11 protein-coding genes are annotated in these 13,238 nt (G+C 64.3%); 7 read left to right on the top strand and 4 right to left on the bottom strand.

Annotated elements, in window-relative coordinates:
- Window positions 1–8 precede the first annotated feature (8 nt).
- Genes JAB4_RS18025 through JAB4_RS18005 form a run of 5 tightly spaced genes read left to right on the top strand, consistent with a single transcriptional unit; the run spans window position 9 to window position 5,488 of the window.
- Window positions 9–2,159, top strand: a complete 2,151-nt coding sequence (locus JAB4_RS18025) for a hypothetical protein (protein WP_070224457.1) — start codon at window positions 9–11, stop codon at window positions 2,157–2,159.
- A gap of 20 nt (window positions 2,160–2,179) precedes the next feature.
- Window positions 2,180–3,226: an aminotransferase class I/II-fold pyridoxal phosphate-dependent enzyme gene (locus JAB4_RS18020; RefSeq protein WP_070224456.1), complete on the top strand. Its 1,047-nt coding sequence runs from the start codon at window positions 2,180–2,182 to the stop codon at window positions 3,224–3,226.
- Window positions 3,210–4,040: a GIY-YIG nuclease family protein gene (locus tag JAB4_RS18015; RefSeq protein ID WP_070224455.1), complete on the top strand. Its 831-nt coding sequence runs from the start codon at window positions 3,210–3,212 to the stop codon at window positions 4,038–4,040. Before JAB4_RS18020 ends, JAB4_RS18015 begins: the two co-directional genes overlap by 17 nt.
- A gap of 46 nt (window positions 4,041–4,086) precedes the next feature.
- On the top strand, window positions 4,087–4,737 hold the full coding sequence (locus tag JAB4_RS18010; RefSeq protein ID WP_139143845.1) for a hypothetical protein: 651 nt from the start codon (window positions 4,087–4,089) through the stop codon (window positions 4,735–4,737).
- 16 nt (window positions 4,738–4,753) lie between these two features.
- Entirely contained in the window at window positions 4,754–5,488 is a 735-nt protein-coding gene (locus JAB4_RS18005) for an amidohydrolase family protein (RefSeq protein WP_227741984.1), read from the top strand.
- Window positions 5,489–5,494: 6 nt separating this feature from the next.
- Here the strand turns inward: JAB4_RS18005 and JAB4_RS18000 are convergent, their stop codons facing one another.
- The 4 genes from JAB4_RS18000 to JAB4_RS17985 all read right to left on the bottom strand — a co-directional run bounded on the left by JAB4_RS18000 (window position 5,495) and on the right by JAB4_RS17985 (window position 10,951).
- Window positions 5,495–6,883 (bottom strand): sigma 54-interacting transcriptional regulator, encoded by a 1,389-nt coding sequence (locus tag JAB4_RS18000; protein WP_070224453.1) that lies wholly within the window; start codon window positions 6,881–6,883, stop codon window positions 5,495–5,497.
- 297 nt (window positions 6,884–7,180) lie between these two features.
- Complete coding sequence (locus JAB4_RS17995; protein WP_070224452.1) at window positions 7,181–9,433, bottom strand: arginine/lysine/ornithine decarboxylase; 2,253 nt, start codon at window positions 9,431–9,433, stop codon at window positions 7,181–7,183.
- 238 nt (window positions 9,434–9,671) lie between these two features.
- Entirely contained in the window at window positions 9,672–10,157 is a 486-nt protein-coding gene (locus JAB4_RS17990) for a dihydrofolate reductase (RefSeq protein WP_070224451.1), read from the bottom strand.
- A gap of 8 nt (window positions 10,158–10,165) precedes the next feature.
- Window positions 10,166–10,951 (bottom strand): alpha/beta fold hydrolase, encoded by a 786-nt coding sequence (locus JAB4_RS17985; protein WP_070224450.1) that lies wholly within the window; start codon window positions 10,949–10,951, stop codon window positions 10,166–10,168.
- A 204-nt stretch (window positions 10,952–11,155) separates the two neighbouring features.
- Here JAB4_RS17985 and JAB4_RS17980 point away from each other — a divergent pair, with 204 nt between their 5' ends.
- On the top strand, window positions 11,156–11,731 hold the full coding sequence (locus JAB4_RS17980) for a TerD family protein (RefSeq protein WP_070224449.1): 576 nt from the start codon (window positions 11,156–11,158) through the stop codon (window positions 11,729–11,731).
- 244 nt (window positions 11,732–11,975) lie between these two features.
- Window positions 11,976–13,229 carry a TerD family protein gene (locus JAB4_RS17975; RefSeq protein WP_070224448.1) on the top strand — a complete coding sequence of 418 codons (1,254 nt, stop codon included), beginning with the start codon at window positions 11,976–11,978 and terminating at the stop codon, window positions 13,227–13,229.
- Window positions 13,230–13,238 lie beyond the last annotated feature (9 nt).

Raw genomic sequence — 13,238 nt, 5'->3', positions numbered from 1 at the left:
AGAACGACATGAGCAGCAAGATGAGCAGCAAAAGCAGAGGGGCGGGCCAGGCGGGTCCGAAACACCACGGCGGCAGCATCGCGGTCACCGTACACGAGCAGGACAGCGGGGCCATGGTCGTCAATGCCGCCATCAGCCTGTACCGGGGAGCCGAGGCGGATTGCCACAACTTCAATGCCGCCACCTGGGTGCCTGATCCCGCCATGCTGGTGGGCGTGCGCTGGACGGATGGGCGTGGCGGCACCGTGTTTACCGACCTGATGACGGGCAGTTACGTGGGGGTGTATGGCAATTTCCCCGCCACGGCGCCCCAGTGCGTGACGGTGCAGGCCGGCTGCAGCGCCGTATTGTGCTTCACGCCCCAACTCAACCCGCAGGTGACGCTGGCGTTTGAAACGGCCGACTGCCATCCCAGCGACTGTCAGTTCGGCAGGGTGGGCGACCGCGCCATCGCCACCGTCTCGTTTGACGGCGATCAGAGCGCCGACGGGCGCGACCAGGTGCAACTGCTGGCCGCCGCGCCGTGGGTGCCCATGCGCGGTACGCCGAACGCGTTTTCCACGCCGGTGCGGCGCGCCGGCATGCACCGCTTCATGGGACAGATGATGCTGTCGCAGCGTCCCGAACTGCGCAACGCCTTGCCCGTGCCGGAAGGGCTGAGCCCGCACGCCATGCTGGCGCTCGACGCGGAATACGAGACGGAAGAGCGCCAGCCGCAGCCCATCACGGGCAACGTGGGCGTATCGCTGACGCGCACGGAAACGGAGCCGACGGAAGACTTGCCGCTGTGGACCCTGATACGCAACAGCACCGAGGCGATGTCGTTTACGAATTACCTGCATTTCATGGACAGCCTGTTTTGCGGCGACCTGGCCAGCGTACGGGGTTTCGAGCAGGAACGCTTCGTGAAAAAGGCCGACATGTTCCAGCAGCTCAAGCAGCGCCGCGCGCTGCCGTTTTCCGATGCCGATTCCTACCGCGTGCTGAAAGTGGCGACGGAAGCGTTCGTGATGGTCAATTGCGGCGTGCTGAACCAACCGCTGGCCTTCAATCCGGCCGAGGACAACGCCTATCTGGACCGGCGCGACATACCGCAAGGGCGCGACCTGGAAACCGTGCTGCGCAACGATTACCTGGAAAACGTGGACGGCTTCCAGACCTTGCCCTACCTGGCCGTGATCCGCCGCAAGCTGCCCGACATCCCGATCAGCATCCCGCGCGGCCAGGAAGGCGAGGTCGACCTGTGCTTTGGCATCATCCAGGAAAAGCTGGCCAATCCCTGCCTGCTGGAACTGATCTGGTCGTACTGGCATGAAGAAGGCATGCTGGTGCAGACCATGAACGCCATCGCGCAGCGCTTCCAGAACTTGCGCGCGCCGGGCAACCATCTCGATCCTTTGTCGAACACGGAAATCGACATGCTGCGCCCGCTGAATAATTTACTGTGGGGATACACGCAGGATGAACAGCATCGGCTGACCGTGATGCGCCGGAACTACGAGTATGACCATCACTACGGTGTGCGCCTGGACGGCAAGGCAGTGCAGCACTTCCGGCCAGCCGACAGCCGCTCCAAATTCCTGGAGGCCTTCCACCACTTGCTGCGCCTGCTGACCTCGTTCTACAAGCAGGATGACGACACCACCGTGAAGGCGGATGCCTTCCCCGTGTTGAATGCACTCAAGGAGATCCACCTGATCCTGTCGCAGGGCGCGCACAACCAGTTCGGGGACTTGCCGTCGACGGCGCGCATCGAGATGCTGATGCAGCAATGGATGCTGGCGCGCCCCGAATTCCGCGAATTCTTGCCCACGCGCGTGATGGTCGCGTATCCGGAACCGTGGATGGACCGGGTCGACGCCATGAAGAAACTGCAGGGCTGGACGGACACGAGCGTCATGCATTTCCGTAACCTGGCCATCTTTGGCGAGCAATTGCTGCTCTCCGTGCGCTACGGCAACTGGAGCGATATCTATGAACCCACGCAGGCGTTCAACTGGGCGCGCTTCTGGCGGCCGCAAGTGCAAGGCTATATCCACGGCTACCGCGCCGCCACGGGGGTCGATCTGTCCGTCGACAGCAGCGACCCGGTGGTCGAATCGACGATGCCTTCGGTGTTGCTGCGCCAGCGCCTGAGCCAGCAGCTGCGCAGCGTCTAGGGCGGGAGCGGGGCGCGTGCATGCTCGACTTTACCAGTGCCCTGTACTTGGGCATGCGCCATCCGGCGGCCTCGCTGGCGCCGTGGAGCAGCCTGACCCTGGGCCAGCCGGCCGCGCTGCGGGAGCCGCCGGGCGCGCAAGCGCTGGCCGCGGCCCTGGCTGCGCTGCAAGGCTGCGAGGCGGCCTGCGTGCTGCCGTCGACCTTGCACCTGTTCTGGGACCTGTTCGGCATGCTGGCTGCCGAGCGGCTGGTGATCCTCATCGATGGCGGCAGCTATGCCATCGCGCGCTGGGGCGCCGAGCGGGCGCAGGCGCTGGGCTTGCCGCTGCGCTTGTTTCCCAGCGGCGATATGGCGGCGCTGCGGCGCCTGGCGGCGGCCTGGGGCAGGCAGGGGCGGCGTCCACTGATCCTGGCCGACGGCTATGTGCCGGGCAGCGACCAGGTCTTGCCGCTGGCCGCTTATGCGGCCCTGGCGCGCCAGGGCGGCGGCTATCTGCTGCTGGACGATACACAGGTGCTGGGCGTGGCGGGCGCGCAAGGCGGCGGCTCGGCGCGGCTGCACGGCTTGCAGGGCGCTTGCGACGAGGCGGGCGGCCATTTGATCGTCGGCGCCTCGCTGGCCAAGGGCTTTGGCGTGCCGCTGGCCGTGCTGGCAGGCAGCGGCGGCCTGTTGCAGCGCTTTGCGGCGCACAGCCAGACGCGCGTGCATGCCAGTCCGCCGTCGGCCGCCGTGCTGGCGGCCGCGCGGCGTGCCATGGCGCTCAATGCGCGCCACGGCGACGCGCTGCGCGCGAGGCTGGCGGACAGGGTGGCGCAATGGAGGACGGGGATGGCGGCGTCTGGCATCGCTTGCCGGGGCGGCAGCTTTCCCGTGCAGCGCCTGCCCGGACGCGCCCACTTGCAGCCAGCCTTGCGCGCGGCGGGCGTGCTGGCGCTGGCGCAAGCGGGGGAAGGTCCCGGGGCGCTGACTTTTCTGCTGCGGGCCGATCAGACGCCCGGGCAACTGGAGCAGGCGATGAATTTGCTTGAACATCACACGAGGAGGCGATATGAACGACGCGTTTGAAATGCTGCCCTTTGCGGGGCAAGCGGGAGCGGCAGGTGAGTACGAGTGGGAGCAGGAGCAGGAGTGGGCGCAGGAGGGGGAATCCGAGTCCGAGTGGGAGGGCGAGCGCTGGCGGCCCGGCAGCGGGCGCTATGGCGGCGGCGTGCGCGCGCGGCCCCCACTGCGCGGCCCGCGCCGCCCCATGCCGCCGCGCTACCAGGCGAATCCGGCGCGTCGGCCCCCACGCCCGGCGCCGCCGCCCTTGCCCTACCTGCCGCCGCGCTACCGGGGCTGGGGCGGCTATCCGGCCATCTATCCCACGCTTTATCCGGCGCCCTATCCCGTGGCGGAACCCGCGTTTGGAGACCAGCAGGAGCCGGAACCTGACCAGGACCAAGGGCAGGACCAGGGGCAGGACGACGGCCAGCAGCAGGGCGAAATCCCGCCGACCCTGGCCGGCACCATGGGCCGGGTGCCGGAAGCGGCCGCCCTCAATTACCTGGCGCTGGGGACGCTGGCCAATGCCTTGCGCGATCCGAATGGCCGGGGGCCGGGCCTGTATGTGATCGAATTCGATGCGGGCGGGCGCCGCCGCGCCTACAGCGGCCAGACGGACGACCTGCACCGGCGCCTGCTGCAGCACCGGCTGTGCGGCCAGATGATGGGCGTGGACCTGAGCGGGCACCAGGTGTATGTGGCGCCCCTGTCCTCGGCGGCGCAGCGCCGCCGCATCGAGCAGCGCATCCACGACGACATGTTCGCCAACCAGCGCGGCGTGCTGACCAACCAGCGGCGCGAACTGGAACTGGCCGTGCTCGGTGAAATGTGGAGCTGAATGTGGACCCGGAAGCCACGCCTTGATCATTGCGAAGGAGAGCATCATGCACCAACTCGAATGCGCATGCGCGCAATGCCGGCAGCGGGCCGGCGCCGCGTTTGAAGTGCTGGAATTCGGCCCGGACTGGCCCGGCAAGGGGGCGGCGCCGGCCGTCTTGAGCGAAGAGGAGGAATTGCAGCTGGCCATGGAATTGCTGGAAGTGGCCAGCGAGGAGGAACTGGAGCAGTTTCTCGGCAAGGTCTTCAAGAGCGTATGGAAGGGCGTCAAGAAAGTGGGTTCCACTATCGCCAAGGTGGCCAAGCCCCTGGGCGGCGCCTTGAAGGCCGTGGCCAAGACGGCTTTGCCCTTCGTCGGCGGCGCTCTCGGTTCGATGATACCGATACCGGGCGTGGGCACGGCGCTCGGTTCCGCCCTGGGGCGCGCGGCCAGCGATGCGCTGGAGCTGGAAATGGAAGCCGAGGCGCCGGCCGAGCGCGAACTGGAGATGGCGCGCCGCTTCGTGCGCATCGCGGGGCAGGCGGCCCGTCTGGCGGCCGACGGCGATGGCAGTGCGCGCGCCGTCGAGAGTGCGCTGACGCGGGCCTTGCATCAGCAATTGCCGCATTTCCGCTCGCCTGCGCCGCAGCAGGAAGAGGAAAGCGGGCGCTGGCGCCGACGCGGCAACCGCATCGTCGTCATGGGCGACTGGAACTGAGCGCAGGGAGGCGGGCATGGCGCTGGTCATCGATAGTCACTGCCATGCGGGGCCAGGCGACGGCTTGAGCGGGCCGTGGGACAGCGATGCGCCGCTGCACGCCTACCTGCGCCGGGCCCAGGCGGCCGGCATCGCCCGCAGCGTGCTGTTCGCCGCCTTCCACTCCGATTATGCGATTGCCAACCACGGCGTGGCGCGCCTGGCCGCTTCCGATCCGCAGCGTTTTTATGGCTTTGCCTTCGTGCATGCGCGGCGCGACCGGGGCCGCATCATGGACCTGGTGCGCACGGCCGTCGAACGCTATGGTTTTGTCGGCATCAAGGCGCACCGCTTTGACGCGCGTATCAGCGGCGAAGTGTGCGACGCGGCCCGTTTCTTCGGTCTGCCCGTGCTGTACGACCCGGCCGGCGAGGTGGCCGTGGCCGAACTGCTGGCGCAGCAGTATCCCGACGTCAACTTCATCCTGCCCCACCTGGGCAGTTTCGGCGACGACTGGGCGGCCCAGCTGGCGCTGATCGACCATCTGGTACGCCACCGCAACATCCATACGGACAGCTCGGGCGTGCGCCGCTTTGATTTACTGGAACAGGCCGTGCGCCGTGCCGGGCCGCACAAGGTCTTGTTCGGCTCGGATGGCCCCTGGTTGCATCCGGGGCTGGAATTGCACAAGATTCACTTGCTGGGCTTGCCGCAGCTGGATGCGGCGCTGATCACGGGCGGCAATTTTTTGCGGCTGGCGGGGCTGGCGTGAGACAGATCACAGGGCGGCTGGCGTGGCCAGCGGTGTCGCGGCAGTAGCGGCTTGCGCCGTGCAGGCGGCCGCCTTGCGGCGTATCTGCAGGGCGCGGTCCGTCACACCCAGGCGGGCGGCGGAGCGCTGGTTGTTGCCGTGTTCCTCGGCCAGCACCAGGCGGATGGCCACGTCGGCGGCGCAGCGTGTGATGTGCGACAGCTTGCAGCCTTGGGCCAGGGCCCGCCGCACGGCCGCCTCGAAATGCTGGTCGGGCCAGGCCGGCGCCAGCAGCCGTTCCTCGGGCGGCAGGGCGCCGATGGTGATGGGGCCGGGGCCGCAATGGCGGTGCCAGATGCGCGTGACGGTCTGGCGCAGTTCGCGCACATTGCCCGGATAATCGCGCAGCAGCAGATATTCGCGCACGGCGGCGTCCAGCGGGGGCGGCTCTTGTTGGGCCAGTTCAGCGAGAAAATGCCGGGCCAGCGGCAGGATGTCGTCCTGGCGCTCGCGCAGGGGCGGCGTCTGGCAACGCCAGCCGGCGATGCGGTAATACAGGTCGGCGCGAAAGGCGCCGCGCGCCACTTCGTCTTCCAGTTCGCGGTTGGTGGCGCAGACGAGGCGAAACTGGGTTGGCTGCCAGGTATTGCCGCCCACGCGCTTGTATTTGCGTTCCTGGATGGCGCGCAGCAGCTGGGCCTGCAGCGGCAGCGGCAGTTCGCCTACTTCATCGAGGAAGAGCACGCCGCCGTCCGCCAGGGCAAAAGCGCCGTCGCGCGCGGCCGCCGCGCCCGTAAAGGCGCCCCGTTCATGGCCGAACAGTTCGCTGCCCGCCAGTTCCGGCGACAGGGTGGTGCAGTCGAGGACGATGAAGCCGCCGCTGCAGTTGCCGAGGCGGTGGACCAGTTGCGCCAGTAAATCCTTGCCCGTGCCCGTTTCACCCATGATCAGCATCGACGCCTGGCTGAAGGCGGCCATTTCCACCACCTGGTGCAGCAGGGCGCTCCAGGCGGCGCTGTCGCCCACCAGCTGCCGGCGCACGGCGCTGGAGGCCAGCAGCTGCGCCACGGCTTGCCAGCGTTGCAGGCGCGCCAGCACCGGGCCCGCATCGACGCTGCCCGCCGGCCACAGCAGCACGTCGAGCACGCCGGCGGCCATCAGCGCGCGCTGTTGCGCGCAGCTGGGTGGCTGGCCGCAGGCGGCAATGGCCAGCACGCGGGCATGGCAGCACAGTGCCGGCAGTGCTTGCAGCAGCTTGGCATCGGCTTCGGCAAACAACACGATGCCCGCTGCATCTTCCTCACCTTCGTGCCGCCGGGCTATAGTTACCTGAGCCTGCTTCAAGGCCGTCATCAGCAAGGCGCCACTGCCAGCCGCCGCCTGCTGCACGATTTCCAGCCACACCTTGAGCATCATATGCCAGCCATCACAGGGCACGAGTCGCCCATCTTAGAAGCCCGATACCCCAGCCGTTTGATCTGGCACAAGCGTGCGCGGAAGGCGCACAATGAAAAACGCCGCCTGATGCACATCAGGCGGCGCTATTGAATGACGTACAACAAACGTCAGAATTAACCGTTTTTAACGAACGTCACGACGGTTCATCCAATCGTAGCGAGCGGAAGCGAATTGTGGCCGAGAAGCGCAACCGTACTGAAGTACGGTGAGCATCGCAGGCCGCAAGTCGCGACGCGCAGCAGATTGGATGAACTGTTACTGACGGACGCAGTCGACGAAGTAACCACGCTTGCCATCGACCTCGCGTTTCACCAGACCATGCACATCCGTCTCGAAGCCCGGGAAGCGCTCGTTGAAGTCGCGCGCGAAGCGCAGGTAGTCGACGATGGTCTTGTTGAAGCGCTCGCCCGGGATCAAGAGCGGGATGCCTGGTGGATACGGCGTCAGCAGGATGGACGTGATGCGGCCTTCCAGTTCGTCGATGGCCACGCGCTCGATTTCGCGGTGCGCCATCTTGGCGAACGCGTCCGACGGCTTCATGGCGGGGATCATGTCCGACAGATACATTTCCGTCGTCAAGCGCGCCACGTCGTACGCCTTGTAGAAATCGTGGATTTGCTGGCACAGGTCGCGCAAGCCCATTTTTTCGTAGCGCGGGTTGGCCGCCGCGAATTCCGGCAGGATGCGCCACATCGGCTGGTTCTTGTCGTAGTCGTCCTTGAATTGCTGCAAGGCCGTCAGCAGGGTATTCCAACGGCCCTTGGTGATGCCGATGGTAAACATGATGAAGAACGAGTACAGGCCGCATTTTTCAATGATGACGCCGTGCTCGGCCAGGTATTTGGTGACGATGGACGCGGGAATGCCCGTGTCGCCGAACTGGCCGTCCAGCGACAGGCCCGGGTTGACGATGGTCGCCTTGATCGGGTCGAGCATGTTGAAGCCGGGAGCGAGGTCGCCGAAGCCGTGCCAGTCATCCTCGGCGCGTATCATCCAGTCTTCCTGCTGGCCCATGCCTTCGTCGTTGAAGGTGGACGGACCCCACACCTGGAACCACCAGTCCTGGCCCCATTCCTGGTCGATCTTCTTCATGGCGCGGCGGAAATCGAGCGCTTCCATGATCGACTCTTCCACCAGGGCCGTGCCGCCCGGCGCTTCCATCATGGCCGCTGCCACGTCGCACGAGGCGATGATGGAATACTGGGGCGAGGTCGAGGTGTGCATCAGGTAAGCCTCATTGAAGGCGTCCTGGTCCAGTTTGACCGTGTCCGATTCGCGCACGAGGATTTGCGAGGCCTGCGACAGGCCGGCCAGCAATTTGTGCGTGGACTGGGTCGAGAAGATCATCGATTCCTTGGCGCGTGGACGGTCCTTGCCGATGGCGTGCATATTCTTGTAGAAATCGTGGAAGGTGGCGTGCGGCAGCCATGCTTCATCGAAGTGCAGGGTGTCGATCTTGCCGTCCAGCATTTCGCGCAGGGTTTCCACGTTGTAGATCACGCCATCGTAGGTCGATTGCGTGATGGTGAGAATACGCGGCTTCTTGTTCTTCGCTTCGCGCGCGAACGGGTTCGCCTCGATCTTGCGGGCAATGCTTTCCGGCGTGAATTCATGCAGGGGGATGGGACCGATGATGCCCAGATGATTGCGCGTCGGCATCAGGAACACGGGAATGGCACCGCACATGATGATCGAATGCAAGATTGATTTGTGGCAGTTGCGGTCGACGACGACGATGTCGCCCGGTGCCACGGTCGAGTGCCACACCATCTTGTTCGAGGTCGACGTGCCGTTGGTGACGAAATAGCAATGATCGGCATTGAAGATGCGCGCCGCATTGCGCTCGGACGCGGCGACAGGACCCGTATGGTCGAGCAGCTGGCCCAGTTCCTCGACGGCGTTGCAGACGTCAGCGCGCAGCATGTTTTCACCGAAGAACTGGTGGAACATCTGGCCGATCGGCGACTTCAGGAAGGCCACGCCGCCCGAGTGGCCGGGGCAGTGCCACGAGTAGGAGCCGTCGTTGGCGTAGTGCACCAGCGCGCGGAAGAACGGCGGCGACAGGCCGTCCAGGTAGGATTTCGCTTCGCGGATGATATGGCGCGCGACGAATTCCGGCGTATCTTCGAACATGTGGATGAAACCATGCAGTTCGCGCAGAATATCGTTGGGGATGTGGCGCGAAGTGCGCGTTTCGCCATACAGATAAATGGGGATATCGGCGTTCTTGTAGCGGATTTCCTCGACGAAGGCGCGCAGCGATTTCAAGGCATGGTCGGTTTCCTCGATGGAACCGCCGCCGAATTCTTCATCGTCGATCGACAGCACGAAGGCTGACGCGCGCGATTGTTGCTGGGCAAATTGCGACAAATCGCCGTAGCTGGTCACGCCCAGCACTTCCATGCCTTCTTTTTCCATTGCGGCGGCAAGGGCGCGAATACCCAGGCCGGACGTATTTTCAGAACGGAAATCCTCGTCAATGATGACGATGGGGAAACGAAATTTCATGCATGTCTCCAAAAAAGCAAGCCGCCCCTGACAGATGTGAAGGGGCGGACTAGGGCGCGACGGTCAGGCGGTCGTACAACCCGGCAGCCGCAGAAAAAAAATAAGAACGGGATTCTCGCAGAAATGCGGCGTCTGCGGGAAAAAAATATCGCATCAAAGCGTCACAAGCGTACGCTAGCGTGACGCATGGGTGTGACAGGGGTATTACAGCAGCATGCTGGCGATCGACATCACCTTATCAGGCTTTGCGTTCCAGCGTGACAAAGGCGTAAGGCAGGCCGGATTTCTCCGAAACATGGGCCTCGCGCGCTGTTTCTTGCCATACGGCATGGTCCACTGCGGGGAAAAACGCGTCGCAATCAAAGGTCTGGCCGATTTCCGTGATGATCAAGCGCTGGGCCAGGGCCAGCGACTGCCGGTAAATCTCGGCGCCGCCGATGACATAGCCTTCCGCGCCGTCGAGCAGGGCGATGGCCGCTTCCACCGACGAGACCGCTTCCACGCCCTCATGGCCCCAGTCGGCATTGCGCGTGATGACGATGTTGCGGCGGTTCGGCAGCGGCCGGCCGATGGAATCGAAGGTCTTGCGGCCCATGAGGATGGGGTGGCCCGTCGTCAGGCGCTTGAAATGCGCGAGGTCTTCCGGCAGTTTCCACGGCAAGGTGTTGTTGATGCCGATGCCGCCTTGCTGGTCGGTGGCGACGATGATGGTCAAATGGCTCATTGCTTCTGTCAAAGTGGTGGGGGCATGGCCCGATGCCCGTCATTATCGTTGAAATTGCCGGCAGCCTCCAGATGCGCACGCATGGCTTGCGCCAGCTCGCTTGGTGCTTCCAGCGGAATCATGTGGCCGGTGTTGTCTTTTAGTAAGTGCAAGGTGGCTTGCGGCAGGCGGGCCGCCATGGCGCGCAAATCGTCGGGATGGACGAGCTTGTCGTCTTCGGCGCCCACGATCAGCACGGGGAAATCGAGTTCAGGCAGGCGCGCCATCAGGTCAGGACGGTCGATGGTGGTGAGAAATTGCGCCAGCAGCACGTCCTTGCCCAGGTCCAGGCCCATTTGCCGGATCAGGCCCGTGATGGCGGCATCGTCCAGGTGCGACGGGTGCAGCAGTTCACGCAGGCGCTGGCGCGTGATGCCCGCATAGGCATTGCGCTCGAGCATGGCGACGATGCGCTGGCGCGCTTCGATTTCCGCCGGCAGCAAACCTTTGGCGGAATTGGCGATCAAAGTCAAGGATTGCACGCGTTGCGGGTGGGCCAGTGCGTGTTCGAGCGCCAGGTAGGCGCCCAGCGAAAAGCCCACCAGGTGGGCTTGCGGCGCACTGTGGCTGGCGATCAGCTCCTGCATTTGTGGGCGCGTGCGTGCCTGGTGCAGGGGCACGTGCCGTAGATCGAAGGCGTCGCCCAGGGCAGGCGCCAGGCGTGACCACAGGCGTTCATCGCACAGGGTGCCGGGGATACAGTCGAGTTGTATCTTCTTATTGTGCAAAGACAAGCCCGGGTTCAAGTCGCTCATGAGGGTGAAAATTTTCGTCGAGCGGCATTATCCGTCATTTTGCGTATTGGGGCAGCCGTACGGCATTTTCCGCATGGCATTATTTTCAATAGTGCGCCGCTGACAAGCAGGAACTTTATGGTAGGCTCATGGCTCATCAAGCCGGGGTACCGGCGACGTGACCTGAAACACCGAATGCAACCCACACATTAAAGAGGAAACACCATGGCGATCAGTTTGCAAAAAGGCGGCAATGTCAACTTTAGCAAGGAAGCTCCTGGCTTGAAGAAAATCGTGATTGGCCTGGGCTGGGACCCGCGCGCCACCGATGGCGCCGCTTTCGACCTGGACGGCAGCGCCTTCCTGCTGAAAACGGATGGCAAGGCCCGTTCCGACGCTGATTTTATTTTTTATAACAATCTGAAGTCGGCTGACGGCTCCATCGTCCACGCGGGCGACAACACCACGGGCGGCGGTGACGGCGACGACGAGAAAATCGCCGTCGACCTGGCCAACGTGCCGGCCGACATCGACAAGATCGCCGTGGCCGTCACCATCCACGATGCGGAAAACCGCAAGCAAAACTTCGGCATGGTGGGCAAGGCCTACATCCGTTGCCTGAACGGCGACAACGGCACCGAAATCGCCCGCTACGACTTGTCGGAAGATGGCTCGACGGAAGCGGCCATGATCTTCGGCGAAATCTACCGCGCCGGCAGCGAATGGAAATTCAAGGCCATCGGCCAGGGTTTCAAAGGCGGCCTGGGCCCCTTGGCACGCTCGTTCGGCATCAACGCCTAAGAGCTCCGGAAAACGGCCCATGGCGGCGTTGCGTCACCTCGCCGTACTATTCGTACTGTCTTCGGTGATGCGCCTTGCCCTGAACCGTTGTCCGAAGCTCTTGTAGCTTTGTATAGAATCCAGAAAAGCGATCCATGGCGGCGTTGCGTCGCCATGCAGGTTCTGTACTATTCGTACTGTCATCGGACGACGCGCCTCGCCCTGGGCCGTTGTCCGAAACTCTCACATCTGAATACATAATCCCATGGAAAACCTGATCAAGGGGCAGCGCCTGGCGCTGTCCGGCCTCGTCACGGGCAATGTCGTGCAACTGGGGTTCGCCAGCGCCGGCGTGCCGCTGGATTTCGCCTGTTTCGGCCTCGATGCCGCCGGCAAATTGTCCGACGACCGCTACATGACTTTCTTTAACCAGCCGCGCACGCCGTGCGGCGGCGTGGAAACATCGGCGCCGTCCGGCGATGCGGCAGGCTTCAGCTATCAGCTGGACCGTTTGCCTGCCGCCATCGAACGCCTCGTCGTCACGGCCGCCATCGATGGGGCAGCGACCATGGCGCAGCTGGGCAGCGGTTACCTGCGTCTGCTAGACGGCGGGAGAGAATTGGCCCGCTTTGCGTATGCAGGATCTGATTTTGCGCAGGAAAAAGCCGTCATGCTGGGCGAGTTCTACCGCAAGGACGGGGGCTGGCGCTTCATGGCCGTGGGCCAGGGTTTCAATGGCGGCCTCGATGCACTGGTCGCGCATTTCGGCGGCGAAGTGGCGCAGGCGGCAGCGGAACCGGCGCCGGCACCCAAGATTTCCTTGTCGAAAATTTCGCTGACCAAGGCGGGGCAGACGCACAAGGTGTCGCTGGAGAAGGGCGCGGGCGCGCCGCGCAAACTCACCGTCAAGGCCACCTGGGTCGATAACGGCGATGGCGACGACGATAACGACGATCTCGACTTACGCGTGGGCATCCTCTTGCCGAACGGCCAGATGCGCTTCATCCAGGCACCGGACGCGGCCGGCAACTTCGACAGCATGCCTTTCGTGCGCCACCTGGGCGACGTGGCGGGCGCATCCGGCAAGGAGCCGGCCACGGAAACGGTGGAAGTCAATCCGGCGCTGGCGCAGCATTACGGCGGCACGGTAGGCCTCGTCTTCAGCGTGTATTCGGCGGTGGCCAATGGCGCCGTTTCCGTCGCCTCCATGCGGCCCAAGATGGTCATGCAGTATGGCCAGCAGATCGTCGAGTGCGACTTCGATTTCCGTTTGTCCAAGGCGGCCGAGGACGATAGCGTCTACACCTATGTGATCGGCATGGCGCGCGTCACGCCCGACAGCATCATTCTCGAGCCGTCCGGCAAGACGTCCGAGCCGGGCAGCGAAGCGACGCCGTGGCTGAGCTGGCAGGGCGAGAACCTGCAGCTGGCTTTCAACGGTCCCGTCGTCTTCAAGGGCGAGGACAAGGAAGATGAAGATGATTGCAATGCGGACAATCCACGCCGCTATATCGCCTAGGAGGCACTG

Source organism: Janthinobacterium sp. HH102 (assembly GCF_001758625.2).
In the GTDB taxonomy this organism is placed as follows: domain Bacteria; phylum Pseudomonadota; class Gammaproteobacteria; order Burkholderiales; family Burkholderiaceae_D; genus Janthinobacterium.
Note: the sequence above shows the minus strand (reverse complement) of the source record. Positions and strands in the feature narration are given on the sequence as shown.